This is a genomic window from Inhella sp. (assembly GCF_041912635.1).
In the GTDB taxonomy this organism is placed as follows: Bacteria; Pseudomonadota; Gammaproteobacteria; order Burkholderiales; family Burkholderiaceae_C; genus Inhella.
The window spans coordinates 90,232-115,184 of sequence record NZ_JAYRMO010000013.1 but is presented as its reverse complement, the minus strand read 5'-3'; the positions used below and the strand labels follow the sequence as shown (position 1 = coordinate 115,184).

Here is a 24,953-nt window from a genome sequence, read left to right as displayed (position 1 = left end):
TTCCCCGGCGCCGAGGAAGCCTTCGACACCATGCGCTACTCACGCCCGGAGATCGAGCGCATCGCCCACCTGGCCTTCCAGGCCGCCCGCAAGAGGCGCGGCAAGGTCACCAGTGTGGACAAGGCCAATGTGCTGGAGACCTCTCAGCTGTGGAAGGACGTCGTCACCGAGGTGCACCAGCAGTACGCCGACGTGCAGCTTGACCACATGTACGTCGACAACGCCGCGATGCAACTGGTCAAGGCGCCGAAGGCCTTTGACGTCATCGTCACCGGCAATCTGTTTGGCGACATCCTGAGCGACGAAGCCGCGATGCTGACCGGCTCGATCGGCATGCTGCCTTCGGCCTCGCTGGACAAGAACGGCAAGGGTCTGTACGAACCCAGCCATGGCAGTGCGCCCGACATCGCCGGCAAAGGCGTGGCGAACCCGCTTGCTACCATCCTCAGCGCCGCCATGATGCTTCGCTACACCCTCAACCAGCCCGCGCAGGCCGACCGCATTGAAGCGGCGGTCCAGGCCGTGCTGGCGCAGGGTCTGCGCACCGGTGACATCTGGAGCGAAGGCGCGGCCAAGGTGGGCACCCGCGAGATGGGTGACGCTGTCGTGGCCATGATCAAAACCACCACCATTACCAAGAGCTGACGGCTCTCGGTTCGCTACGCCACCCCAGGGACCCGGCGAGCGAGCCGGGAAACCCAGGGTCCTGACTTGTAAGGCGGAGCAAGGTGAACACGATGGCAGTTTCCAAGAACCCCCTGGTCGGCCTGGTCGGCTGGCGCGGCATGGTCGGCTCGGTGCTGATGGACCGGATGGACGCAGAGCGCGATTTCGACCTGATCGAACCGCTCTTCTTCAGCACCAGCAATGCCGGGGGCGCAGCACCTGCGCAGGCCAAGAACGAGACCCGGCTGCAGGATGCATTCGATCTGGAGCAGCTCAAGCGCTGCGAGGTCGTCATCACCTGCCAGGGGGGCGACTACACCAACGAGGTCTTCCCCAAGCTGCGGGCGGCCGGCTGGAAGGGCCACTGGATCGACGCGGCCTCGAGCCTGCGCATGGCCGAAGACGCTGTCATCATCCTGGACCCGGTCAACCGGCCGGTCATCGACCAGGCGCTGAGCCAGGGCGGTCGCAACTGGATTGGCGGCAACTGCACCGTCAGCTGCATGCTGATGGGCGTGGGCGCGCTCTACAAGGCTGGCCTGGTGGAGTGGATGAGCACCCAGACCTACCAGGCGGCCAGCGGCGGCGGTGCCCAGCACATGCGCGAGCTGCTGACCCAGTACGGCACGCTGAACGCCGAGGTGCGCGCGCTGCTGGACGACCCCAAGAGCGCGATCTTGGAGATCGACCGCAAGATCGTCGAGAAGCAGCGCAGCCTGTCCGCCGCTGAAACCCAGCACTTCGGTGTGCCGCTGGGCGGCTCGCTGATTCCTTGGATCGACAAGGACCTGGGCAACGGCGTGTCGCGCGAAGAATGGAAGGGCATGGCCGAGACCAACAAGATCCTCGGCTCGGCCCAGGCCATCCCGGTGGATGGCTTCTGCGTGCGCATCGGCGCCATGCGCTGCCACTCGCAGGCGCTCACCTTCAAGCTGAAGAAGGACGTGCCGTTGGCCGACATCGAGGCCCTCATCGCCGCCGACAACGAGTGGGTCAAGCTGGTGCCCAACACCCGAGAGGCCACCATCAAGGACCTGACCCCGGTGGCAGTGTCCGGCACGCTGACGATCCCCGTCGGCCGCGTGCGCAAGCTCGCCATGGGTCCCGAGTACCTGGGAGCCTTCACCATCGGCGATCAATTGCTCTGGGGTGCGGCCGAGCCGCTGCGCCGCATGCTGCGTATCTTGATCGAGCAATGACGCCTTAAGCCCGTCGCAAACGGCGTGCAACCCCTTGTTGCACCTGCGTTGCCCTCGGGCTACAAGGCGGGGCACTCGTAGTGGAACTACGGGTGCCCGCACCCGTACTGCAGGCATTTCGTGAGGTCTGCAACGGATATGCTTGCCAGCCTTGAGTTTTCTCGCTGCAAAGGCGTTCGCGCCCAGGCGGCGACGGGAGTTGCCTTGAACCAGCTTGCCCTTTCGGCGCGCATGCGCTTCACCCTCAGTCACGTGGCCCTGGCCGCGCTCTGTGCCTTCTCGTCCGGCGCCCAGGCCCTGGGTCTCGGGCGCTTGAACGTGCAGTCGGCGCTGGGTGAGACCCTGAGGGCCGAAATCGAGCTGTCCTCCCTCAGCGCTGAAGAGGCGGCCAGCCTGCGAGTGCGCGTGGCGCCGCCCGATGCCTACCGGGCCAGTGGCCTGGAATACAACGCTGTGCTGCCCGGCACCCAGGTGCAGTTGGCCCGTCGTGCCGATGGGCGGCCGGTGCTGCGCATCGCCAGCGACCGCGCGGTGCAGGAGCCCTTCCTGGATGTCGTGCTGGAGCTCACCTGGGCCTCGGGCCGGCTGACGCGTGAGTTCACGATGCTGTTCGATCCGCCCTCGTCGGCGCGCGCCCCCGAGGCCGTGACGGCGCCGGTGGTCAGCGCGCCGGCGCCCGCGCCGAGCGCATTGCCGTCGCAGCCTGCTCCGGTGGCCAGTCGGGCGCCGGCGCCGGCCGAGACCCCACGCGCGCCACGCCCGGCCCCCGCGCCAGTGGCGGTGGCAGACGGCACGGTGGTGGTGCGCCCGGGTGAATCGCTCTCGCGTGTGGCGGCTCGGCACCTGCCTGAGGGCGTGTCGCTGGACCAGATGCTGGTGGCCCTGTATCGCCAGAACCCCGACGCCTTCATGGGCGAGAACATGAACCTGCTGAGGGCGGGTTCGCGGCTCAAGCTGCCCGCCAGCGAGGCGCTGGCCGCGATGGACAAGGCCGAGGCGCGCCAAGTCATCCGTGCGCACAGCGCGAATTTCGAGGCTGCCCGCCAGGGTCTGGCCAACACGGCGCCGCGTGCCCCGAAGGACAGCGAGCGAGTCGCCAAGGGCCCGGTCGAGGCCGTGGTGACGGAGCCCAAGGCGGCCCCCAGCGGGGATCGGTTGACGCTCAGCAAGCCCACGGTGGCGGCCTCGCCGCCCGCGCCCGCCACGCCGCCCAAGCCGGTGCAGGCGCCCGCCTCGCAGGTGGCCGAGCTGACGCGCAATGTCGAAGACCTGAAGAAGATCACCGAGGCCGCCAAGCCCGCCGCGAGCGCGGAGCCCGCAGCGTCGGCGGCGCCGGCCCCTGTGGCCGCGCCGCAACCCGCATCGGCCACGCCCGCCGCTGTGCCGGTGGCCAAGCCCAAGCCGGTGGCGCCGCCGCCTGCGCCGCCCCAGGCGGAAGGGGGGATGTTCAGCTGGCTCGCCACCCCGGTGGGTGCCGCCGGAGCGGCCGGTGTGCTGGCCCTGCTTGGCTTTGGTGCCTTCCGCCTGCTGCGCAAGTCCAAGGGTGCGGAGAACCGAGAGACGATGTTCGGCGAGAGCCGCCTGCAGCCCGACTCCTTCTTCGGCGTCACTGGCGGTCAGCGGGTCGACACGCGCGACGGCGGCAACACCATGTCGTCGATGTCCTACTCGCTCAGCCAGTTGGATGCGCATGGCGACGTGGACCCAGTGGCTGAGGCCGATGTCTACCTGGCCTATGGCCGCGACCTGCAGGCCGAAGAGATTCTGAAAGAGGCGCTGCGCGCCCAACCCGAACGTCTGGCCATCCGCCTGAAGCTGCTGGAGGTCTATGCCAAGCGCCGCGATGTGCGCGGTTTCGAGCAACTGGCCACCCAGTTCTACGCCGACACCAAGGGTGCGGGCGAGGATTGGGAAAAGGCGCAGGAGATGGGCCTTGGCATCGACCCGACCAATCCGCTCTACCAGCCCGGCGGCGGTCCGCGCTCGATGTTCGATGACGAGGCCCCGCGTCCCGAACCGATGAATGCCACCACCCTGCCGCAAGCGGCCGCAGCGGTGGAAGAGGAAGAGCCCGACGTCGGCCCACCTAGCCTGATCGATTTGGATCTGGATTTGGGCACCCCAGCTCCCGCGACAGAGGCGATGGCGCGTACTCAGGGCATGAAGGCGCAGCCCGATGCCATGCCTAGTGTGTCGATGGACCTGGACCTGGACCTGCCTGACCTGGGTGCGCCTGCTGCAGCACCGACACCGGCACCGGCGCCGGCTGGTGGTGGCAACAGCCTGCAGTTCAGCCTGGAAGACCTGGGCGATTTCGACGCCGGGACCGTGGCAGCGCCGTTGGACAAAGGCACAGATGTCATGGGGCTCGGCGACGGCTCTGCGTCCAAAGTTGGTGGCGACTCGCTGATCGACGCCATGCAGGACCTTGCGGAAGATGACGGCGACCCGATGCAGCGTCAACTGGAGCTGGCGGAAGAGTTCCGCCAGATTGGCGACACCGAAGGCGCGCGTGACGTCCTGCAGGAACTGATCAAGCAGGTGGGCAGCGGGCCGCTGTACGAGCGGGCCAAGGCGATGCTTGATCAGCTCCGCTGAGCCAAATGGTCCAATGCAAGGGCGCCTGCGGGCGCCCTTGTTTTTTTCGGAGTGAGTGCATGCGGGTTGCCTTGGGTGTGGCCTATCGGGGCGGGGCCTACTTCGGCTGGCAGAGCCAGCCGGGTGGCCAGACGGTGCAGGACCACCTGGAGCAGGCCCTGAGCCGGTTTGCCGACGAGCCCATCCGCACGCTGTGCGCAGGTCGTACCGACGCGGGCGTGCATGGCCTGAATCAGGTCGTGCACTTCGACACCAGCCGGGAGCGCGAGTCTTTTTCCTGGGTGCGTGGCGTCAACCGCTACCTGCCGGCCGACATCGCCGTGCAGTGGAGTGCTTTCCCGCCGGCCGACTTCCATGCCCGCAACCACGCCCGGGCTCGGCGCTACGCCTACCTGCTGCTGGAGTCGCCGGTCCGCCCTGCGCTGGAAGCCGGTGCCGTGGGTTGGGTGTTCCGCCCGCTTGACTTGGAGGCGATGCAAGCCGGCGCAGCGCGACTGATCGGCGAACACGACTTCAGCTCCTTCCGCGCTGCCGAATGCCAAGCCGCCTCGCCCGTGAAGACCCTGCGCACCATCGAGATCGCGCGCCGAGGAGCGTACTGGCGCTTTGAGTTCGAGGCCAATGCCTTCCTGCACCACATGGTGCGCAATTTGATGGGCGGGCTGCTGGCCGTGGGGCAGGGCAGCCGTGCCCCGGAGTGGCTGGGTGAGGTGCTGGCCGCGCGCGACCGCTCGGTGGCGGCGCCCACCTTTGCGCCCGATGGCCTGTATTTCGTGGGTCCGCGCTACGACGCGGAACTCGCGCTGCCGGAACGCACGCCGGCGATGGATTGGTTGCCCTGACGATGAACTCCAGAACCCGAATCAAGATTTGTGGGCTGCGCGAGCCCGCGCATGTCGAGGCTGCCGTGCAGGCCGGTGCCGACGCGCTGGGCTTCGTGTTCTATGCGAAGAGCGTGCGCGCCGTGACGCTGGAGCAGGCACGCGCCCTGGTCGAGCTGCTGCCGCCCTTCGTGACACCGGTGGGGCTGTTCGTCAATGCCGATCCGAGCGAGATCGAGGCAGCGCTGCGAGCCATACCGCAGCTGCTGCTGCAATTCCATGGCGATGAACCCCCCGCGGATTGCGAGCGCTGGGGACGGCCCTATCTGCGTGCCTTGGCGGTGCGGCCCGAGACCGACTTGCTAGACTGTGCGCGCCGCCATCCCCACGCCCAGGCCTTGTTGCTGGACGCTCCTGTGGAGGGCTATGGCGGCGGTGGAAAGGTCTTCGATTGGTCACTGCTCAAACCAAGCGCCAACTCTCCGGTCGTTTTATCTGGTGGGTTGAGTGCGGACAACGTCGCCGATGGCATTCGGCGCGTGCGACCCTGGGCGGTTGACGTTTCCTCTGGCGTCGAGCAGACGCGGGGCGTCAAGAGCCCGGACCTGATCCGCCGCTTCTGCGCGGCGGTGCGTGCGGCGGATGCCGCACTGAGTCACTCCGACCGGATTACCACCCCATGAATGACTATGACCAGCCCGACTCGCGCGGGCATTTCGGCCCCTACGGCGGCCGTTTCGTTGCCGAAACCCTGATGCATGCACTGGCCGAGCTTGAGGCGGCCTATGCCAAGTACCAGCACGATCCCGAGTTCCTGGCCGAGTTCCGTGACGAGCTCGCGCACTTTGTGGGCCGCCCAAGCCCGATCTATCACGCCCGGCGCCTGTCCGAAGAGCTGGGCGGCGCGCAGATCCTGCTCAAGCGCGAGGACCTGAACCACACCGGCGCCCACAAGGTCAACAACACCATCGGCCAGGTGCTGCTGGCGCGCCGCATGGGCAAGCGCCGCATCATTGCCGAGACGGGTGCGGGCCAGCATGGCGTGGCCACAGCCACGGTGTGCGCGCGCTATGGCCTGGAATGCGTGGTCTACATGGGTTCCGAGGACGTCAAGCGCCAGTCGCCCAACGTCTACCGCATGCAGTTGCTGGGCGCTACGGTGGTGCCGGTGGAAAGCGGCAGCAAGACCCTGAAGGACGCGCTCAATGAGGCGATGCGCGACTGGGTCACCAACGTTGAATCGACCTTCTACATCATCGGCACCGTGGCTGGCCCGCATCCCTATCCGATGCTGGTGCGCGACTTCCAGCGCGTCATTGGCGACGAATGCATCGCCCAGATGCCGGAAATGGTCGGTCGTCAGCCCGATGCCGTGATCGCCTGCGTGGGTGGCGGCAGCAATGCGATGGGCATCTTCTACCCCTACATCCCCTTCGAGGGCGTGCGTCTGATTGGCGTGGAGGCCGCCGGACGTGGTATCGAGACCGGCCACCATGCCGCCACGCTGAGCGCCGGCAGCCCCGGCGTACTGCATGGCAACCGCACTTATCTGCTGCAGGACGATGCCGGCCAGATCATCGAGACGCACTCGATCTCGGCTGGTCTGGATTACCCCGGCGTCGGCCCCGAGCATGCCTATTTGAAGGACATCGGCCGCGCCGAATACGTCGGCGCCACCGACGCCGAGGCTCTGGCTGCCTTCCATCGCCTGTGCCGCACCGAGGGCATCATCCCGGCGCTCGAATCCAGCCACGCGGTAGCCCATGCCATCAAGCTGGCGCCGACGCTGCCCAAGGACCAGCAGCTGCTGGTTTGCCTGAGCGGCCGCGGCGACAAGGACATCGGCACCGTGGCCGATCTGAGCGGGTCGACCTTTTACTGCCGGCCTTCCTGCCGGGGCGAAGAGGCCAAGGGTGTGGCCTTCCTCAAGAAGGGAGACGCGCAATGAGCCGCCTCGCCACGACCTTCCAGCGCCTCCAGGCCGAGGGCCGCAAGGCCCTGATCCCCTACATCACCGCGGGCGACCCGCACCCCCAGCACACCGTGGCGCTGATGCAGGCCCTGGTGGCCGGTGGCTCCGACGTCATCGAGCTGGGCGTGCCCTTCAGCGACCCGATGGCCGACGGCCCGGTGATCCAGCGCGCGGCCGAGCGCGCCCTGGTGCACGGCGTGCGCCTGCTGGATGTGCTGGAGATGGTGCGCGCCTTTCGGCAGACCGACGCCCAAACGCCGGTGGTGCTGATGGGCTACGCCAACCCGATCGAGCGCCTGGGACTGGAACGCTTCGCGCAGCTGGCGCATGAAGCCGGTGTGGACGGCGTGCTGGTGGTGGACTACCCACCCGAAGAGGCCGACGACTTTGCCAACGTCCTGAAGGCGCACCAGCTGGATCCGATCTTTCTGCTTGCGCCCACCTCATCGGACGCACGCATCGCCAAGGTGGCCGAGTTGGCGAGTGGCTACGTCTACTACGTCTCTCTGCGCGGCGTGACCGGCGCGGCCCATCTGGATGCGGATGCCGTGGCGGCGCAGTTCCCGCGCCTGCGCGCCCAGCTGAAGCTGCCGATCGGGGTGGGTTTTGGCATCCGCGACGCCGCCTCGGCCAAGGCTGTGAGCCAGGTCGCGGACGCGGTCGTCATCGGCTCCGCCCTGGTGCAGTTGGTGGAACGCAGCGGGGCCGATAATGCGCGCCTTGCGTTGCAACATTTCCTCACGGAGATCCGCGGCGCCCTCGATGCAAAGGAAGTCGCCCCATGAGTTGGTTGGACAAACTGCTGCCGCCCAAGATGCAGCACAGCGACCCGGCCGAGCGCCGTCAGGTGCCCGAAGGCCTGTGGACCAAGTGCCCGAGCTGCGAAACCGTGCTCTACAAGGCCGATCTGGAACAAAACCAGATGGTCTGCCCCAAGTGCAGCCACCACCACCGCATCGGCGCGCGCGCCCGCCTGAACGCCTTCCTGGATGGGGAAGGGCGCTACGAAATCGGCCAGGAAGTGCTGCCGGTCGATGCGCTGAAGTTCAAGGACAGCAAGAAATACCCCGAACGCCTCAAGGAAGCGCTGGAGAACACCGGCGAGACCGATGCGCTGGTGGTGATGGGCGGTGCCGTGATGAGCATCCCGCTCGTGGCGGCCTGCTTCGAGTTCGAGTTCATGGGCGGCTCCATGGGCTCGGTGGTGGGTGAGCGTTTCGCGCGTGGTGTCCAGGCCGCGGTCGAACAGAAGGTGCCTTTCCTGTGCTTCACCGCCACCGGTGGCGCGCGCATGCAGGAAGGCCTGCTGAGCCTGATGCAGATGGCCAAGTGCAATGCGGCGCTGACCCAGCTGGCGCGCGCCCGTCTGCCCTACATCAGCATCCTGACCGACCCGACCATGGGTGGCGTCTCGGCCAGCTTCGCCTTCGTGGGTGACATCGTCATCGCCGAACCCAAGGCCCTGATCGGCTTTGCCGGTCCGCGCGTGATCGAGAACACCGTGCGCGAGAAGCTGCCGCCTGGCTTCCAGCGCGCCGAGTTCCTGATGGAAAAGGGCGCGGTGGACCTGATCGTCGACCGCCGTGAGCTGCGTTCCACCGTGGCCAGCACTCTGGCCATGCTGCAGCGCCAGAGCGCCGACGCCGTCGCCTGAACTCGCTGCCTTCGACTGAACGGCCAGGCTCTGCCTGGCCTTTTTCATATCTGCGATGAATCTCAACAACTGGCTCGCCCACTGCGAGCGCCTGCACCCCAAGACCATCGACATGACCCTGGACCGGGTCAATACGGTGCGCGATCGTTTGGGCTTGCGCTTCAACACGCCGGTGATCAGCGTGGCCGGCACCAATGGCAAGGGTTCGACCTGCGCGATGCTGGATGCGGTCGCCCGTGCCGCCGGCTACCGCGTCGGCCTGTACAGCAAGCCGCATCTGGTGCATTTCGAAGAGCGCTGCCGGGTCAATGGCGAGATGGTCAGTGCCGAATCGCTGGTACCGCATTTCGAGGCGGTGGAGGCAGCCCGTGGCGAGATCACGCTGACCTACTTTGAGTTCACCACCCTGGCCATCATGCGCAGGCTCAGCCAGGAGCCGCTGGATCTGGTGATCCTGGAGGTCGGCATGGGCGGGCGCCTCGATGCCGTCAATGCGATCGACGCCGATCTGGCGCTGATCACCAGCATCGACCTCGACCACGTCGAGTTTCTGGGCCCCGACCGTGAATCCATCGGCCGTGAGAAGGCGGGCATCCTGCGCGCGGGGCGCCTGGCGGTGTGCTCGGATCCCATGCCGCCGGCCAGCATCGCCGCCGAGGCGGCACGCCTGGGTGTGGACCTGCGCCAGTCGGGGCGCGACTTCCGCTTTGAGGGCGATCGTCAGCAATGGCGCTGGGAAGGTCGCAGCCGCCGCTTCGCCGGCCTGGCTTATCCGGCGCTGCGGGGCGTCAATCAGCTGCTGAACGCTGCCGGCGTGCTGGCAGCCTTCGAGGCTCTGCACGATCGCCTGCCCATCAATGCCCAGGCCGTGCGTGCCGGTCTGGCCCTGGTGGACCTGCCGGGTCGCTTCCAGGTCCTGCCCGGCCAGCCCGCCGTGGTGCTGGACGTGGCGCATAACCCGCACGCAGTGGCGGCGCTGGCCCAGAACCTCGACCAGATGGGCTTTTCGCCGCGCACCCGCGCCGTGTTTGGTGCCATGGCGGACAAGGCCCTCGATGGCGTGTTCGCGGCCATCTCGCCGTGGGTGGACCACTGGTGCTTCACCGACCTTCCCACCCCCCGGGCTGCGCGCGCGGCCGAGCTGAGCCAGCGCTGGGCAGCGCTGCAGCCCGGTCTCAAGACGCCTGGTGCGGTGACGGTTAGTGAGCATGCCGACCCGGTGCAGGCCCTGGCCTATGCCCGGGCCTTGAGCGAGCCCGCCGATAGAATCTTGGTCTTCGGTTCCTTCTACACGGTTGGCGCGGTGCTGGGCTCCATGTCGCAGCGTTGACGCGTCGGCGTCACCCCCGCTCGCATGGACTTGCTGTCCCTTTTCCGGCGCTCTGCCGCCCCCGCCGAAGCACCGCGCGGCAAGCGCTCCCGCAGCGCCGCCGCCCACGACCAGGCCGTGCAGCAGCTGCGCCAGCGCGCTCGCCACCGCCTGATCGGCGCGGCCGTGCTGGTCGGCTTGGGCCTGCTGGCCTTCCCGCTGGTGTTTGAAACCCAGCCGCGGCCGGTGCCGATGGACCTGCCCATCGTCATTCCGGCCAAGGAAACAGCGCCGCCGCTGGCCGCGCCCCCCAGCGTGGCCGCCGCCACCTTGCCTGAGGCTGCCCAGCGCCAGCCACTTCCCGACCCCGTGCCCGAAGCGGTTGCCGAGCCCGAACCCAGGCCGGCGCCGACACCTGCGGCCGCCGCTTCGAAGCCGGAAGCATCCAAGCCCGTCCCAACGCCGGCCGATCGCAAACCTCCCCAGGCAGCTCAAGTGGCCCAAGCTGCCCAGGTGGCCTCGGCGCCGGCCGCGGCCGGGCGCTTCATCGTGCAGGTCGGCGCGTTTGCCGAGCGGGCCGCCGCGCAAGAGGCGCGCGCCAAGCTGGAGCGCAAGGGCTTGAAGACTTACACCCAGGTGGCCAAGACCAAGGACGGCGACCGCATCCGCGTCCGCCTGGGGCCGTTTTCTGACCGCGCCGAGGCCGAGCGTGCCGCTTCCACGGCCAAGGGCCTGGGCCTGGCGGGCCAGGTGCTGACGCTCTGATGCCCGAGTCCGTGCTCTTGAGCTGGGCCGATCTGGTGGTGGTGGCCCTGCTGCTGATCTCCTTGATCGTTGGGGCTTGGCGCGGTCTGGTGCTCGAAGTGTTTTCGCTCGCGGCCTGGGTGCTGGCCTATTTCCTGGCGCCCTGGTTGGCGCCCGAGGTGGAGGGCTGGCTGCCAGCCAAGCTCAGCGAGGGCGGCTGGCAGGAGCTGGCCGCGCTGGTGCTGGCCTTCATCCTGGTGCTGGTGGTGTGCGGCCTGACCGGGCGCCTGCTGCGCCTGCTGCTGCATGCCACCCCGCTGGCCTTTGTCGACCGGCTACTCGGTGCCGGCTTCGGTCTGCTGCGCGGCCTGCTGCTGGCTCTCTTGGGGGCCGTGCTCATCGGCTTCACGCCCTTCAAGCGCCACCCGGCCTGGACGGAATCCCTTTCTCGCCCCATCCTGCACGGCACGCTGCAGCTGGCGGCGCCCCTGTTGCCGCAAGCGCTTCAGGGCCTGCTCGAATCTCGCAAGACCTAAGGAAGCTCTCATCATGTGCGGCATCGTCGGCGCCATCTCCCAGCAACCCGTCAACCAGCTGCTGTACGACAGCCTGCTGCTGTTGCAGCACCGCGGCCAGGATGCGGCCGGCATCGTCACCATGCAGGGCACCAAGTGCTTCATGCACAAGGCCAAGGGCATGGTGCGCGACGTCTTCCGCACCCGCAACATGCGCGCGCTGCCGGGCCAGATCGGCCTGGGCCAGGTGCGCTACCCCACCGCCGGCAATGCGCACAGCGAGGAAGAGGCGCAGCCCTTCTACGTCAATGCGCCCTTCGGCCTGGTGCTGGTGCACAACGGCAATCTGACCAATGCCGCGGCGCTGCGTCAGGAGCTGTTCGACCTGGACCGTCGCCACATCAATACCGAGAGCGACACCGAGGTGCTGATCAATGTGGTCGCGCACGAGCTGGAAAAGGCCGCGCGTGACCTGCCCGTCACGCCGGAGGCGGTTTTCAAGGCCGTCACGGCCGTGCACCGCCGCCTGCGCGGCAGCTATGCGGTGATCGCCCTGATCGCCGGGCATGGCCTGCTGGCTTTCCGTGACCCCTACGGCATCCGCCCGCTCTGCTTCGGCCAGGGGCAGACCGGCGAGTGGATGGTGGCCAGCGAATCGGTGGTGCTGGAAGGCACGGGTTTCAAGCTGGAGCGTGATGTGGCGCCTGGCGAGGCGCTGTTTATCGACGCCAAGGGCGGCCTGCACACCCAGCAATGCGCCGATGCCCCCAAGCTCAACCCCTGCATGTTCGAGTTCGTCTACCTGGCGCGCCCGGATTCGGTGATGGACGGCATCTCGGTCTACCAGGCCCGCCTGAACATGGGCGAGACGCTGGCGCAGCGGGTGATCTCGACGATCCCGCCGACCGAGATCGATGTGGTGATTCCGATCCCCGAATCGAGCCGCCCCTCGGCCATGCAGCTCGCGCACCGCATCGGCCGGCCCTACCGCGAGGGCTTCGTCAAGAACCGCTATGTGGGTCGCACCTTCATCATGCCTGGCCAGGGCGTGCGCAAGAAATCGGTGCGCCAGAAGCTCAATGCCATCGGGCAGGAGTTCAAGGGCCGGCGCGTGCTGCTGGTGGACGACTCCATCGTGCGCGGCACCACATCGAAGGAGATCGTGCAGATGGCGCGTGACGCCGGTGCCACCAAGGTCTACATGGCCTCGGCCGCGCCGCCGGTGAAGTTTCCGAACGTGTACGGCATCGACATGCCGACCAGCAAGGAGCTGATCGCCCACGGCCGCACGTTGGAGGAAATCCGCGCCTACATCGGTGCCGACGCACTGATCTACCAGGACGTGGATGCGATGAAGCGCGTGGTCGCGGCCCTGCGTCCGGGGCTGGACGGTTTCGAGGCCAGCTGCTTCGACGGCCACTACATCACCGGCGACATCGGCGCCGAGCAGATCGCCGCCATGCAGGCGATTCGCCCCAAGGGCAGCGAGGAAGAGGACGGCGCGGACACCGGCCGTCTGGCCTTGCAGGAGCGTGGCGAATGACGATCCCGGCATCCGGCCTGCCCGAAGGCCTGCAGATCGACACCCTGGCGGTGCGCGAGGGCCTGCCCGCCACACCCTGGGGCGAGAACAGCGAGGCCCTGTTCCTGACCAGCAGCTTCTGCCACCCGAATGCCGCCACCGCGGCGGCGCGCTTCTCGGGTGAGGAGGAGGGCTTCGTCTACAGCCGCTTCTCCAACCCGACGGTGATGATGATGGAGCGCCGCCTGGCCGCGCTCGAAGGCACCGAGGCCTGCATCGCCACCAGCTCGGGCATGGCCGCCATCCTGCTGCTGCTGATGGGCCTCTTGAAGAGCGGTGACCACGTCGTCTGCTCGCGCTCGGTGTTCGGTTCCACCATCAAGCTGCTGCAGGCCGAATTCGGCAAGTTCGGCGTGAGCTCGAGCTTTGTCTCGCAGACCGATCTGGACGAGTGGCGTGCGGCCCTGCGGCCCGAGACCAGGCTGCTGCTGGCCGAGTCCCCCACCAACCCGCTGACCGAGGTGTGCGACATCGCCGCCCTTGCCGCGCTGGCCCATGACCATGGCGCGCTGCTGGCGGTGGACAACTGCTTCGCCACCCCAGCGCTCCAGCGCCCGGCCGAGTTCGGTGCGGACCTGATCATCCATTCGGGTACCAAGTACCTGGACGGCCAGGGCCGTGTGCTGGCCGGTGCGCTGTGCGGATCCAAGGCCCTGATCGACAAGGTGCTGACCCCGGTGCTGCGCAGCGCCGGCATGTCGCTCTCGCCCTTCAATGCCTGGGTGGTGCTGAAGGGCTTGGAGACGCTTGCTATTCGCATGCAGGCGCAGTGCGCACGCGCGCTCGAGCTGGCGCGCTGGCTGGAAGCCCAGCCCCAGGTCTCACGCGTGCATTACCCGGGGCTGCCCAGCCACCCGCAGCACGAACTGGCGCTGCGCCAGATGGGCGGGCAGGGCGGGGCGGTGATCGCCTTCGAACTGGCCGCGGGGCAGGGCGCCGAGGCACAGCGCCGCGCTGCCTTCGCCTGCATCGACGCCACGCGCCTGATGTCCATCACCGCCAATCTGGGCGACACCAAGACCACCATCACCCACCCGGCCAGCACCTCGCATGGCCGCCTGACCGAAGAACAGCGGCAGGCCGCCGGCATCAGCCAGGGCCTGATCCGCATCGCCGTCGGTTTGGAAGATGCCCGCGACCTGCAAGCCGATCTGGCGCGCATGCTCGCTGCCGTTTGAAGAAGAGACCATGAGCCAAGTCCGTACCCGTATCGCCCCGTCGCCCACCGGCTTCCTGCACCTGGGCACCGCGCGCACCGCGCTGTTTTCCTGGGCCTATGCCCGTCACCATGGCGGCCAGTTCGTGCTGCGCATTGAAGACACCGATGTGGCGCGCTCCACCCAGGATTCGGTCGAGCAGATCCTGGCCTCGATGCACTGGCTGGGGCTGGAGTACGACGAGGGCCCGATCTACCAGATGCAGCGCCTGGAGCGCTACCAGGCCGTGGCCCAAGAGCTGATTGCCGCAGGCAAGGCCTACTACTGCTACTGCACGCCGGAAGAACTGAATGCGATGCGCGAAGCGCAGAAAGCGCGCGGCGAGAAGACCGGCTATGACGGCCGCTGGCGCCCCGCGCCGGGCAAGACTCTGCCGGCGATTCCCGAAGGCGTGAAGCCGGTGATCCGATTTGCCAACCCGGAAGAGGGTGATGTGGTCTGGAACGACCTCGTCAAGGGGCCGATCAGCATCAACAACCGCGAGATCGACGACCTGATCATCGTCCGCCCCGATGGGGTTCCGACCTACAACTTCGCTGTCGTGGTCGATGACTGGGACATGCAGATCACCCATGTGTTCCGGGGTGACGAACACGTCAACAACACGCCCTGGCAGATCAATCTGTTCCGTGCCCTGGGTGCGCCACTGCCGGCCTTCGGCCATGTGCCCATCATCCTGGGCGACGACGGACTGAAGCTCTCCAAGCGCCGCGGCGCCGTCAGCGTCACGGCCTACGAAGAGGCCGGCTACCTGCCAGAGGCCATGCTGAACTACCTGGCGCGCCTGGGCTGGAGCCATGGTGACGATGAGATCTTCAGCCGTGAGCAGTTGGTGGTGTGGTTCGACGGCTCGCACCTCACCAAGAGCCCGGCGCAATGGGATGCGGCAAAGCTGGAGTGGGTCAACGGCCAGTACATCAAGGCGGCCGATGACGCCCGCCTGGCTGCATTGGTCAAGCCGCGCCTGCAGAAGCGCAGCCTGACCGTGCCCGACACCGCCCCGCTGGCGGCGATGTGTGCCTTGTTCAAGGACCGCTGCAACACGCTGGAGGTGCTGGCGGACTGGCTGGCCATGTTCTTCGGGCCGGTGCAGGCCAGCGAGGCCGATCAGGCCCAGCACTTGACCGAGGGCGCACGTGCCGTCCTGCAGGAGCTGGCCACGGCGCTCAATGAGGCCGAGTGGACGCCGGCAGGCGTTTCCGCCGCGATGAAGGCCGTGCTGACGGCGCGCGGCCTGAAGATGCCGCAACTGGCCATTCCGCTGCGCGTGCTGGTCTGCGGCCGCAGCCAAACGCCCGCCATCGACCAGGTCCTGGCGCTGTTCGATCGAGAAATTTTGATGACACGCTTGCAATCGGCCTGAAAAATGTTCTATAGTCGCTGTCTCGCTTGAACGGCGTACTTCCTTCGGGGGTATAGCTCAGCTGGGAGAGCGCTTGCATGGCATGCAAGAGGTCAGCGGTTCGATCCCGCTTACCTCCACCAAATCAGCAAGTGCGCCGTTCGAGGTTGAAGGATTTGTCCCCTTCGTCTAGAGGCCTAGGACACGACCCTTTCACGGTTGTAACAGGGGTTCGAATCCCCTAGGGGACGCCAAAATTAGAATGGTTTGATTCCGCCGGCAGCGCAAGCTGCAAATGGGGTTCCGACGCGGAGTGGTAGTTCAGTCGGTTAGAATACCGGCCTGTCACGCCGGGGGTCGCGGGTTCGAGTCCCGTCCACTCCGCCAAGTTTTTGAAAAGCCCGCTCAACCAGCGGGCTTTTTCTTTATTAGTGTGAGGCTGCGGTTTTGTGGCAGAAATTTTCCGGTATCTCCGGTTAATGATGTCTAAAAACTGCGATATAGTTTCAGCATTGCTTGAACGGCGTGCCTTCTTCGGGGGTATAGCTCAGCTGGGAGAGCGCTTGCATGGCATGCAAGAGGTCAGCGGTTCGATCCCGCTTACCTCCACCAAAGCAATGCGCGCGGTTCAGGTGGTGAGAGTTTCTGTCCCCTTCGTCTAGAGGCCTAGGACACGACCCTTTCACGGTTGTAACAGGGGTTCGAATCCCCTAGGGGACGCCAAAAATTCGAATAAGGCTTGACGGAGCCATCGAGTATCTCGATAATATCGTCACCGACGCGGAGTGGTAGTTCAGTCGGTTAGAATACCGGCCTGTCACGCCGGGGGTCGCGGGTTCGAGTCCCGTCCACTCCGCCAATAATTCAAAAGGGCCTGCTGATTCAGCAGGCCCTTTTTCTTTTCCAGCCGCGATGAGCAGCGAATTCCCGATCGATACGGAACTGGCGCGCGAGGAACCTGCGCTGGGCGAATTCTTCCGCGATGGCGAGGCGCCGCTGGATGCCGGCCTGTGGTGGCAGCTGGATCGCCAGGGCGCCGCGCTGGCGGCCTTGCGCGCGCTGTTCCATGGCCCGGCCGCCTTGGCGCGTCTGCGCGTCTGGGTCTTCCTGGAGCTGATGGGCCTGCCCGAAGGCCGGCTGGCTCGTGAGCAGCTGAACCGCCACTTCCATGTGCTGACCGATGAGGCCCTGGAACTGGTGCTGCGCCGCCTACGCGAGGCCGAACTGCTGAGCTGGGATTCGACCGAACAGGTTTACAGCGTCACGTCGCTGGCGCAAAGCCTGCTCGGCCTGCTGGCGCCACTCAACTCGGCGCCGGCCGAGCACGATGAATTGGCCACCCTGCTGGCTGGCGTGGCCGGGGCGCAGCAGCTGGGCACCTTGCAGGCCGGCCAGTTGCAGAGCCTTCAGGCTCAGCTGGTGCGCCTGAACGACGAGTTTGCCGAGGCCATCGCCAGCGGCTCCGAGTTCCGCCTGCGCAAGGCGCGCGGCCGTTTCGAACGGGCGCTCGGCCTGGTGGAAAAGGCCTCCGAGGCGTTGACCGCCATCATTCGCGGCGCCGAAGACCGTAACGACGCCCGTCTGGAGCGCCTGGCCCGCGATCTGGGCCTGGCCCAGGCGCGCCTGCTGGCGATGGCCAGCCAGTTCAATCGGGCGTTGCAGCAGGCCGATCGCCAGCGCATCACGCTCGGCTCCACCGGCATCACCACCACCGATGTTCGGCGCTGGTTGCAGCAGCAGGCCGATCTGGGCGCCTTGCTGGAGGACGCCTGCGCGGTGCCGGTGGCGCCGGTCCTCGTGGCCCAGCACGAGTTGCTGGATGCGACCGAAGGCGAGTTCGAGCGCGAACGCGCCCGCGCGCCGCAGGCCGAGCCCTTGCCCGGCGCCCGCACCGCCCCGCCCGGCACGCTGGACGTGGCGGAGTTCCCGCCCGATCTGGCCGCCCTGCAGGTGCTGCTCCAGCGCTGGAGCGCCGAAGACCCGACCGAGCGTCCGCTGGCTCCCGCGCTGCTGGGCAGCGGCTACGCGCGCGCCGCCTACCGCGCCCAGCTGCTGCCGCTGATGGGCGACCCGCAATCCACCGGCCTGGCTGGCGCCACCGGTGAGCTGGCGCGCCAGCCCTGGCGGGCGCGTTTTGCGGCCGAGCAGGGCCCGGTGGATGACCCCCATGTGCGCTGGATGAGCCAGGGCCGCCTGATTCGAACTGATGGATCCCCCAAGGGAGACGCCGAATGACACCGCCTTTCGACGAAACCGCGCAGCTCGCCGCCCAGTTGCTGGCGCGCCGCTGGCTGCCGCGCAACCACCCGCTGGTGCGCAAGGTGCTGATCGACGCCGACCTCTGGCGCCAGCTGGAAGAGCGCGTGGCGGGCGTGGGCCTGCGCGTGGTGGACAACGTGCATGCCGACCACATCGCGCTGGCGCTGCTGCGCCCGGCCGAGAACGCGGTGTTCAGCGAGTCCGCGCTCAATGCCAACAACAACCTCGACCTGCCGCGCGACGGCGTGGCTCTGCTGGTGGTGGTCTGGGCGCTGATCGTGCTGCCCAAGCGCCAGCGCCAGTTAGCCCGTGCCGAGGCCCACGAGGCCGGCCAGGGCGAGATGTTCGCCAGCGACAAGCCGCTGCCCAGCGCCGAGCGCAGCGCGCCCCTGCTTTCGTACAAGAGCCTGCTGGCCGACTTCGGCAAGCAGCTTGGCGGCGCCTTGCGCATCAACACGCACCTGAAGCTGCTGGAGCGCCAAGGCTTCATCACGCGCAAGGGCGAGGACATCGCCGAAGGCCCGCTGCTCGATTTGCTGCTCGATTACGACCGCCTGGCCCCGCGCGTGCTGGAGGGCACGCTGGCCGAGGTGCTGGGCCGCTCCACCGACCCGCAGGCCGGCCCTGCCATTCAGGTCATCCAAGCCGCGCGCCGTGCCCAGGAAGAGGCCGAACAAGACGATCAGGAGGCCCGCTGATGTTCCATCTGCAAGAACTGGAGCTGCTGCACTGGGACTACTGCCAGCGCGTCAGCATGCCGCTGGATGCGGCCATCATCACCATCGCCGGGCCCAATGGCTCCGGCAAAACCACCTTGCTGGACGCGCTGCGCACCCTGCTGGGGCTGGAGTGCTCGGGCGGGCGCACCTACAAGACCTATGCGCGCCACGCCAATGCCACCACCGCCTGGCTGCGCGCCAGCGTGGACAACCGGCCGCGGCATCGCCAGAACAGCAGCCGGCCCTTCGCCAGTTCGCTGCTCTACGACGACCAGGTCACGATCGCCTGCCGCATCGAGCGCCAGGGCGGGGATTGGACGCGCCGCTACACCTTGGTCGATGGCGCGCAGACCATCGAGCAGCTGGCCGAGCGGCCCGACAAGGACTGGATGGGCATCGAAGCCTGGCGCCGCCGTCTGGAAGCCGCCGGCCTGACGCGCGCCATCGGCCGCGTGCTGGCGCTGGAGCAGGGGCAGACCGACCGCCTGTGCGAGCTGAGCCCGCGCGAACTGCTGCGCCTGGTGTTCGAGGTCTTCGGCGACCAGGAGGTGCTGGACCGCTACGACCTGGCGCGCAACCACCAGCAGCAGCTGGAGCGCGAAGTGGGGCAGGGCCAGCAGGAACTGGCACACGCGCAGGCCCAGCTGGCCGAGCTCTCGCAGCGCGTCAATCTCTACAAGAGCTGGCAGCTGCGCATCTCCGAGCGCGAGCGCCTTTCCACCGAGGTGCTGCCGGTGCTGCAATGGGCCGACGCCCGCCAGGCCACGGCGCGCGAGGCGCGCGAGCTGCACCGCAACCGCCTGCAGCTGGCGGCCGAGGAGCGCACGCAATCCGATTCGCGCCGCGCCCTGCATGAAGCCTTCGAGGCCGCCGAGACCGCGCGTCGTCAGCTGACCGAGCTGGCCGAGCAGCGCACGGCCGCGCGCAAGGCCTTTGAGGAAACGCGCGACGCCGAGCGCCCGCTCGAAGACCTGGTCAAGCATGCCGAGGCCCTGCAGGCTCTGGCTGCGGTGGAAGGTGATGGCGACGAGCTGCAGCAGCTGCTGGCGGGCCTGGGCGAGCGGCAGCAGAAGCTGCGTGCCGACTACACCCGCGCCCATGACGCCAGCGCCAAGGCCCAGGCCGCCCTTGCCGCGCTGCAGGGTCAGCGCCTGCCGCCGCCGCCACCCGAGGTGCTGCGTTTCAGCCGCGTGCTGAACGAGGCCGATATCGCCCACCATCTGCTGGCGGATGCGATCGACATCGCCGACGAGGCCTGGCGTGGTGCGGTGGAAGGCTATCTGCGCGGCTCGCGCTGGATCGTGGTGCTGAAGAACCCGGCCGATGAACGCCAGGCCTTTGCGCTGGCATCACGCGAGCGCTACCGCCATTACGTGGTGGCCGAGAGCGAAGCCGCGCCGAGCGCCCCCAAGGGCAGCCTGCTGGCCGCCATTCGCGTGACGCAGGCGCTGCCGGGCTGGCTGCTGCGCCAGCTGGCCGGCATCCGTTGCGTGGCCGACACGGCCTCTGGCAGCGGCACCGACTGGATCACCCCCGACGCCTACTACCGCGACAACCGCGGCGGCCGCAGCCTGTTCGTGCCGCCGGCCGAGCACCAGTTCGGCGCCTCGGCCACGGCCTCGCGTCGCCAGGCGCTGGAAGCCGAGCTGGCGCGCGCGGACGCCGAACTGGCCCGATTGGCGCGTGAGCAGGCCGAGATCGACCGCCAGCTCAAGGATGCACAAAAGGCCGCCGCCGGCCACAAGGCCGCACAGGAGCTGATTGAGCGCGCCAGCGATTTCAGCGAGGCACGCGAGCGCCTGCCGCAGCTGCGCGCCGCGCGCCAGGAAGCTGGCAGCCGCTGGACCTCGCTGGACCAGGCCCATGCCCAAGCCGTGAAAGATGCCGACCGCGCCGAGCGCGACTACCAGGCCCTGCAGACCCGGCTCAAGCTCGGCCTGGACCAGATGCAGAGCCTGCGCGCCGGCCTGGGGGAGCGCGCCGCCCAGCTGCGCCAGGCCAGCCAGACCTCACGCCGCGCGCGTGCCGAGTTCCCGGCCGCCTGGGTCAGCGCAGCCCGGCTCAAGGGCCTGCGCGAGGAGTTCGGCAGCATCCAGCAGGCCCGCATTGCGCTCGGCCACATCGAGAAGGAGCTGGAGCAGGGCAATTGGGAGACCGATCACCAGGTGATCGAGCGCCATGCCCGCATGGACCTGCAGGTGCGCGAGCAGCAGCGCATGCTGGACGACCGCCGTGCCAGCAACGAGGCCGCGCGCATCGCCTCCAGCAATGCGCGCGAGAAGTACATCGACGTGCTGCGCGCCACCATGCGGCGTTACCGCAAGAACGTGCTGGAGCTGGGCGAGCTGGCCGGTGTGGTGGCCGTGGCCGATTTGCCGCATCTGGAGAATGACGACACCGTGCTCTCGCAGGCCGGCCTGCAGGTGCGCTTCAGCTTCGACGGCAAGGGCGAGGTGGGCCTGAATGACGGCGAGGCCAGCGGCGGCCAGCAGGTGCTGAAGAGCCTGATCCTGCTGGTGGGCCTGATGAAGGACGACGACGCTGCTGGCGGCTTCGTCTTCATCGACGAGCCTTTCGCCCACCTGGACGTGCGCAACATCCAGCTGGTGGGGCATTTCCTGAAGAGCACGCGCGCCCAATACCTGCTGACCACGCCGATCACCCACAACGTCGAGGTATTCGAGCCCTCGGAGATCACGCTGGTGACGAGCAAGAAGCCGCGCGGCGAGCGTTGGGCGCCGCCGATCGGGGTGATCCAGCGGCGCTTCGAGAACGAGATTTACGGCTAGCGCCGGTACAGCTGCTCTGCGCGCTGGAACAGGATCCAGCTGGTGAGGATGTATTTGTCGCCGCTGCGCGGCACGCAACCGCGGTGCGTGTGCGTGAAGCCGGCGGGGGCGATGACCATGGTGCCGGCGCGGGGCTTGAGGCTGCGCTGCTGGTGGAAGAACTCGGTCTCGCCGCCCTCGGCCACGTCGTTCAGATAGAACATGAACAGGAAGGCGCGGTGCAGAGTTTCGGCATCGGGCTGGGCGGGGTAGGTCTCGCAATGCCAGTAGCCGTAATTGCCCCGCCCCTGCTCGTACTTCTACATCTGGATGTGGCCCAGCCGGTAGACCGAGCGCATCAGGTCCATGGCGCGCGGCGCGCCCAGGCGTTCGAAGTTGTCGATCGTGAGCGGGGCGGGCTGGCCGGTTTCGGGGTCCAGCAGGGTCAGGGCGATCGGGGCGATCAGGCCGAAGGGGTAGCGCTTGAAGTACTCGGCGGCCTTGAAGGTGGTGACCTTCTGCACCTGCTGCAGCGCGATGCGCCATTCGGGGTGCTCGTTCAGGTAGAGGTCGGTGCTGAGCTTCTTGCTGGTGTCGACGCCGCCGCCGGTGCGGCCGGGCTGGCGGTGCGGGCTGGCCTCGAAGGCTTGGATGAGCTGGTCGCAGAACTCGCGGTCCAGGGCGCCGTCGAAGACCTCGATGAAATCGGCGGGGGCGTGCATGGCTGTCAGTATCGGCCGGGCCTGCGGCGATGATGCGCGCCCCATGACGCCGATCGAGATCTACTGCCTCTGCGCTGCCTGGTGCGGCACCTGCCGCGACTACCAGCCCCAGCTGCAAGCATGGGCCGCAGCCCAGCCGGGGGGGCGGGTGCGCTGGGTGGACATCGAGGACGAGGCCGAGCGCCTGGGCGAACTGGACATCGAGACCTTTCCGACCCTGCTGATTGCCGTGAACGGGCAGGCCCGCTTCCTGGGGCCGGTGCTGCCGACCGCAGCGGCCCTGCAGACCCTGGTGGCCCATGCCCCCAGCTGGGCGCCGGGCGGCGCGGAGCAGCAGGATCTGCTGCAGCGCCTGCGCAGCTTGGCAGCTGACGTACCCTCGACCGGATGAGTCATCTGATCTTTGTCTACGGCACCCTGAAGCAGGGCTTCCGCAACCACCACATCAACCATGGCGAGCGCCTGCCCGGGGTGTTCCACACCGTGGCGGCGCTGCCGCTGTACGTCGTCGGCCCTAACCACCTGCCCTGGCTGGTGAACGCCCCGGGGCAGGGCGAGCCGGTGGCCGGCGAGCTGTACCGCGTGGATGACGCCGGCCTGGCGCGCATGGACGAGCTGGAGCAGATCGAGCGCCCGGACTGGTACCTCCGCCAGCCCTTGCAGGTGCGCGGTGAAGATGGGCGGGTGTGGGACTGCGAGGTCTACTTCGGTGCCGCCAGCCGTTTGCAGCTGGACCCCGTGCACCTGGGCCCGGTGCCGGCCTACACACAGGAGCACGCGGCCCTGCGCGAACGCGCGCTGGCGGCCGGCTGAGCGCCAGGTTCAGCACTCAGCAGCGACTTTCCGCACGTTTCCGCGCGGTTTGGGGTGCGGTGGGGCAATCAGGCGGGCATTGACCCTCCATTTCGCACCCGGCCGCCCGATAGCCCCTCATAACATGACCAATCCCGGGACTCTGCCCAGGATCCGCCGTGCCCAAAGTCGTGCCTCTAGCCAAACCTGCCGCCTTGCCCGAGCCGCAAGCTTCGATCGAGGCTGCCCGCCAGGGCCGCCTGAACCTGCCCGAGCTGATGGGCTTGGCCGGCCAGTGGCAGGCCCAGGGCCAGACCGAGGCCGCCGCCCAGCTTTACGAGGCCTGGCTGTCGCACACCGGTCACCCCACCGCCCACCGCGCGGTGGCTGCCTTCAACTGGGGCACGCTGCTGGGCACGCTGCGCCGACATGAGGCGGCCCAGGCCGTCTACCTGCAGGCCCTTGCCGAAAAGCCCGATTTCGCCCAGGCCCGGCTGAACCTGGCGCACCAGTACGAACACCTGGGCCGCAATGACGAGGCTCTGGCCGCCTGGCGCGAGGTCTACGACCGCATCGAGCAACTGGACACCGTGGGCGCCCACAAGCTGGACTTGCAGCTGCATGCGTTGAAGAACAGCGCGCGCCTGCTGGAGCAGCTGCGCCGCTACGACGAATCCGAGGCGCTGATGGTGCGCAGCCTGGAGCTCAAGCCCGACCAGGGCGATGTGATCCAGCATTACGTGCACATCCGCCAGAAGCAGTGCGAGTGGCCGGTCTACCGCACCGTCGGCGAAGTCACCGAGAACCAGCTGCTGACCTACACCTCGCTGCTGGCCATGCTCAGCGCCAGCGACGACCCGGCGCTGCAGCTGCTCACCGCCCAGCGCTTTGTGTTCGAGAAGGTCGTCAAGTACGCCGGCGCCCCGTTCCACAAGCTGCATGGCCCGGCGCAGCGTCAGGGGCGGTTTCGCATCGGCTACCTGAGCGGCGACCTCTGCACCCACGCCGTCGGTCTGTTGACGGCCGAGCTGTACGAGCTGCACGACCGCAGCCGCTTCGAGCTGATCGCCTACGAATGGAGCAAGGAAGACGGCACGCCGCTGCGCGAGCGCCTGAAGGCCGGGTTTGAGCGCCGCGTCAGCCTGCACGGCGTGGAGGCCGAGGCTGCGGCGCGCCAGATTGCCGCCGATGGCGTGGACGTGCTGGTGGACCTGCAGGGCCTGACGAACGGTGCGCGGCCCGACATCCTGGCCTACCGCCCGGCGCCCGTGCAGGTGTCCTACCTGGGCTTGCCGGCCACCTCGGCCGTGCCGGGTGTGGATTGGATCCTGGCCGACCGCTACGTGATGCAGCCCGACTACCTGAAGTACTGCAGCGAGAAGCCGCTTTACATCGGGCCCTGCTACCAGGTCAGCGATCGAAAGCGCCCCATGGGTGCGCCGCCCACGCGTGCGCAATACCAGCTGCCCGAGGGCGCCTTTGTGTTCGCCAGCTTCAACAACAACCACAAGATCGGCGAAGCGACTTGGGCGGCCTGGATGCGCATCCTGCTGGCGGTGCCCGGTTCGGTGCTGTGGCTGCTGGCCGACAACCGCTGGTGCGAGGCCAATCTGAAAGCCGCTGCCCGCGCCGCTGGCGTGGACGAGCAGCGCCTGATCTTTGCGCCGCGCGTGCCGCCGCACGACTACCTGGCCCGCTTCGCCCTGGCCGATCTGGTGCTCGACACCTTTCCCTACAACGCCGGCACCACTGCCAGCGACTGTCTGTGGGCGGGCGCGCCGATCCTCACGCTCTCTGGCCGCAGCTACATCAGCCGCATGTGCGGCAGTCTGCTCACGGCCGTGGGCCTGCCCGATCTGATCACCGACACCCTGGCCGATTACGAGCGCCTGGCCATCCAGATCGGCCGCAACCCGGCGCGCGCCGCTTCGTACAAGCGCTACCTGCGCGAGCAGGGCCGGCAGAGCGCGCTGTTTGACATTCCGGCCATCGTGCGCGATATAGAACGCCAGTTCGCCCATTTGGCCACCCAGGCGCGCGCAGGTTTGCCCCTGCGGGCCTTGGATTGACACCG

General features: G+C 67.9%; 21 protein-coding genes, 6 tRNA genes and 1 pseudogene. 26 read left to right on the top strand and 2 right to left on the bottom strand.

What is annotated here, in order from left to right:
* The 23 genes from leuB to ACE3QP_RS09670 all read left to right on the top strand — a co-directional run.
* A partial coding sequence (leuB, locus tag ACE3QP_RS09780; protein ID WP_374435623.1) for a 3-isopropylmalate dehydrogenase occupies nt 1-645 on the top strand: 645 nt, incomplete at its 5' end.
* Nucleotides 646-737: 92 nt separating this feature from the next.
* Entirely contained in the window at nt 738-1,865 is a 1,128-nt protein-coding gene (gene asd / locus ACE3QP_RS09775; protein WP_374435621.1) for an aspartate-semialdehyde dehydrogenase, read from the top strand.
* 204 nt (nt 1,866-2,069) lie between these two features.
* The gene (locus ACE3QP_RS09770) at nt 2,070-4,463 is read left to right on the top strand and encodes a FimV/HubP family polar landmark protein (protein WP_374435619.1); all 2,394 of its coding nucleotides are present in this window, start codon (nt 2,070-2,072) and stop codon (nt 4,461-4,463) included.
* Nucleotides 4,464-4,522: 59 nt separating this feature from the next.
* A complete protein-coding gene (gene truA, locus ACE3QP_RS09765; RefSeq protein WP_374435617.1) occupies nt 4,523-5,305 on the top strand; it encodes a tRNA pseudouridine(38-40) synthase TruA in 783 nt (260 codons plus the stop codon).
* A 2-nt stretch (nt 5,306-5,307) separates the two neighbouring features.
* Complete coding sequence (locus tag ACE3QP_RS09760; protein WP_374435615.1) at nt 5,308-5,967, top strand: phosphoribosylanthranilate isomerase; 660 nt, start codon at nt 5,308-5,310, stop codon at nt 5,965-5,967.
* Entirely contained in the window at nt 5,964-7,232 is a 1,269-nt protein-coding gene (trpB, locus tag ACE3QP_RS09755) for a tryptophan synthase subunit beta (RefSeq protein WP_374435614.1), read from the top strand. The genes ACE3QP_RS09760 and trpB overlap by 4 nt, the downstream gene beginning before the upstream one ends.
* Entirely contained in the window at nt 7,229-8,041 is an 813-nt protein-coding gene (gene trpA / locus ACE3QP_RS09750) for a tryptophan synthase subunit alpha (protein WP_374435612.1), read from the top strand. The genes trpB and trpA overlap by 4 nt, the downstream gene beginning before the upstream one ends.
* Nucleotides 8,038-8,910: an acetyl-CoA carboxylase, carboxyltransferase subunit beta gene (gene accD / locus ACE3QP_RS09745; RefSeq protein WP_374435610.1), complete on the top strand. Its 873-nt coding sequence runs from the start codon at nt 8,038-8,040 to the stop codon at nt 8,908-8,910. Before trpA ends, accD begins: the two co-directional genes overlap by 4 nt.
* Before the next feature lie 55 nt (nt 8,911-8,965).
* A complete protein-coding gene (gene folC, locus ACE3QP_RS09740) occupies nt 8,966-10,240 on the top strand; it encodes a bifunctional tetrahydrofolate synthase/dihydrofolate synthase (protein ID WP_374435608.1) in 1,275 nt (424 codons plus the stop codon).
* A gap of 24 nt (nt 10,241-10,264) precedes the next feature.
* Entirely contained in the window at nt 10,265-10,984 is a 720-nt protein-coding gene (locus tag ACE3QP_RS09735; RefSeq protein WP_374435606.1) for an SPOR domain-containing protein, read from the top strand.
* Nucleotides 10,984-11,499 (top strand): CvpA family protein, encoded by a 516-nt coding sequence (locus ACE3QP_RS09730; RefSeq protein WP_374435603.1) that lies wholly within the window; start codon nt 10,984-10,986, stop codon nt 11,497-11,499. Before ACE3QP_RS09735 ends, ACE3QP_RS09730 begins: the two co-directional genes overlap by 1 nt.
* Before the next feature lie 13 nt (nt 11,500-11,512).
* Nucleotides 11,513-13,021, top strand: coding sequence for an amidophosphoribosyltransferase (purF, locus tag ACE3QP_RS09725; protein WP_198110068.1), 1,509 nt, complete (start codon nt 11,513-11,515; stop codon nt 13,019-13,021).
* Entirely contained in the window at nt 13,018-14,238 is a 1,221-nt protein-coding gene (locus ACE3QP_RS09720; RefSeq protein ID WP_374435601.1) for an O-succinylhomoserine sulfhydrylase, read from the top strand. The genes purF and ACE3QP_RS09720 overlap by 4 nt, the downstream gene beginning before the upstream one ends.
* A gap of 10 nt (nt 14,239-14,248) precedes the next feature.
* Nucleotides 14,249-15,640, top strand: a complete 1,392-nt coding sequence (gltX, locus tag ACE3QP_RS09715) for a glutamate--tRNA ligase (protein ID WP_374435600.1) — start codon at nt 14,249-14,251, stop codon at nt 15,638-15,640.
* A gap of 46 nt (nt 15,641-15,686) precedes the next feature.
* Nucleotides 15,687-15,762, top strand: a tRNA-Ala gene (locus ACE3QP_RS09710).
* A 35-nt stretch (nt 15,763-15,797) separates the two neighbouring features.
* Nucleotides 15,798-15,873: transfer RNA gene (locus ACE3QP_RS09705), tRNA-Glu, on the top strand.
* A 56-nt stretch (nt 15,874-15,929) separates the two neighbouring features.
* Nucleotides 15,930-16,006: transfer RNA gene (locus ACE3QP_RS09700), tRNA-Asp, on the top strand.
* A 149-nt stretch (nt 16,007-16,155) separates the two neighbouring features.
* Nucleotides 16,156-16,231: transfer RNA gene (locus ACE3QP_RS09695), tRNA-Ala, on the top strand.
* Nucleotides 16,232-16,266: 35 nt separating this feature from the next.
* Nucleotides 16,267-16,342, top strand: a tRNA-Glu gene (locus tag ACE3QP_RS09690).
* Nucleotides 16,343-16,401: 59 nt separating this feature from the next.
* Nucleotides 16,402-16,478 (top strand) — tRNA-Asp (locus ACE3QP_RS09685).
* 53 nt (nt 16,479-16,531) lie between these two features.
* Complete coding sequence (locus tag ACE3QP_RS09680; protein ID WP_374435598.1) at nt 16,532-17,854, top strand: hypothetical protein; 1,323 nt, start codon at nt 16,532-16,534, stop codon at nt 17,852-17,854.
* A complete protein-coding gene (locus tag ACE3QP_RS09675) occupies nt 17,851-18,576 on the top strand; it encodes a hypothetical protein (protein ID WP_374435596.1) in 726 nt (241 codons plus the stop codon). The genes ACE3QP_RS09680 and ACE3QP_RS09675 overlap by 4 nt, the downstream gene beginning before the upstream one ends.
* Nucleotides 18,576-21,386 (top strand): ATP-binding protein, encoded by a 2,811-nt coding sequence (locus tag ACE3QP_RS09670; protein WP_374435594.1) that lies wholly within the window; start codon nt 18,576-18,578, stop codon nt 21,384-21,386. Before ACE3QP_RS09675 ends, ACE3QP_RS09670 begins: the two co-directional genes overlap by 1 nt.
* Here the strand turns inward: ACE3QP_RS09670 and ACE3QP_RS09665 are convergent.
* Nucleotides 21,383-21,661 (bottom strand): annotated as a pseudogene (locus ACE3QP_RS09665) (2OG-Fe(II) oxygenase); the annotation flags it as partial. The gene ACE3QP_RS09670 and the pseudogene ACE3QP_RS09665 sit on opposite strands and share 4 nt — an antisense overlap.
* 24 nt (nt 21,662-21,685) lie before the next feature.
* Nucleotides 21,686-22,087 (bottom strand): hypothetical protein, encoded by a 402-nt coding sequence (locus tag ACE3QP_RS09660; protein ID WP_374435592.1) that lies wholly within the window; start codon nt 22,085-22,087, stop codon nt 21,686-21,688.
* A gap of 43 nt (nt 22,088-22,130) precedes the next feature.
* Between ACE3QP_RS09660 and ACE3QP_RS09655 the strand changes: the two genes are divergently transcribed.
* The 3 genes from ACE3QP_RS09655 to ACE3QP_RS09645 all read left to right on the top strand — a co-directional run bounded on the left by ACE3QP_RS09655 (nt 22,131) and on the right by ACE3QP_RS09645 (nt 24,948).
* A complete protein-coding gene (locus tag ACE3QP_RS09655; RefSeq protein ID WP_374435590.1) occupies nt 22,131-22,478 on the top strand; it encodes a thioredoxin family protein in 348 nt (115 codons plus the stop codon).
* The gene (locus ACE3QP_RS09650) at nt 22,475-22,900 is read left to right on the top strand and encodes a gamma-glutamylcyclotransferase family protein (protein ID WP_374435588.1); all 426 of its coding nucleotides are present in this window, start codon (nt 22,475-22,477) and stop codon (nt 22,898-22,900) included. The genes ACE3QP_RS09655 and ACE3QP_RS09650 overlap by 4 nt, the downstream gene beginning before the upstream one ends.
* Before the next feature lie 158 nt (nt 22,901-23,058).
* Entirely contained in the window at nt 23,059-24,948 is a 1,890-nt protein-coding gene (locus ACE3QP_RS09645; protein ID WP_374435586.1) for an acetylglucosamine transferase, read from the top strand.
* Nucleotides 24,949-24,953 lie beyond the last annotated feature (5 nt).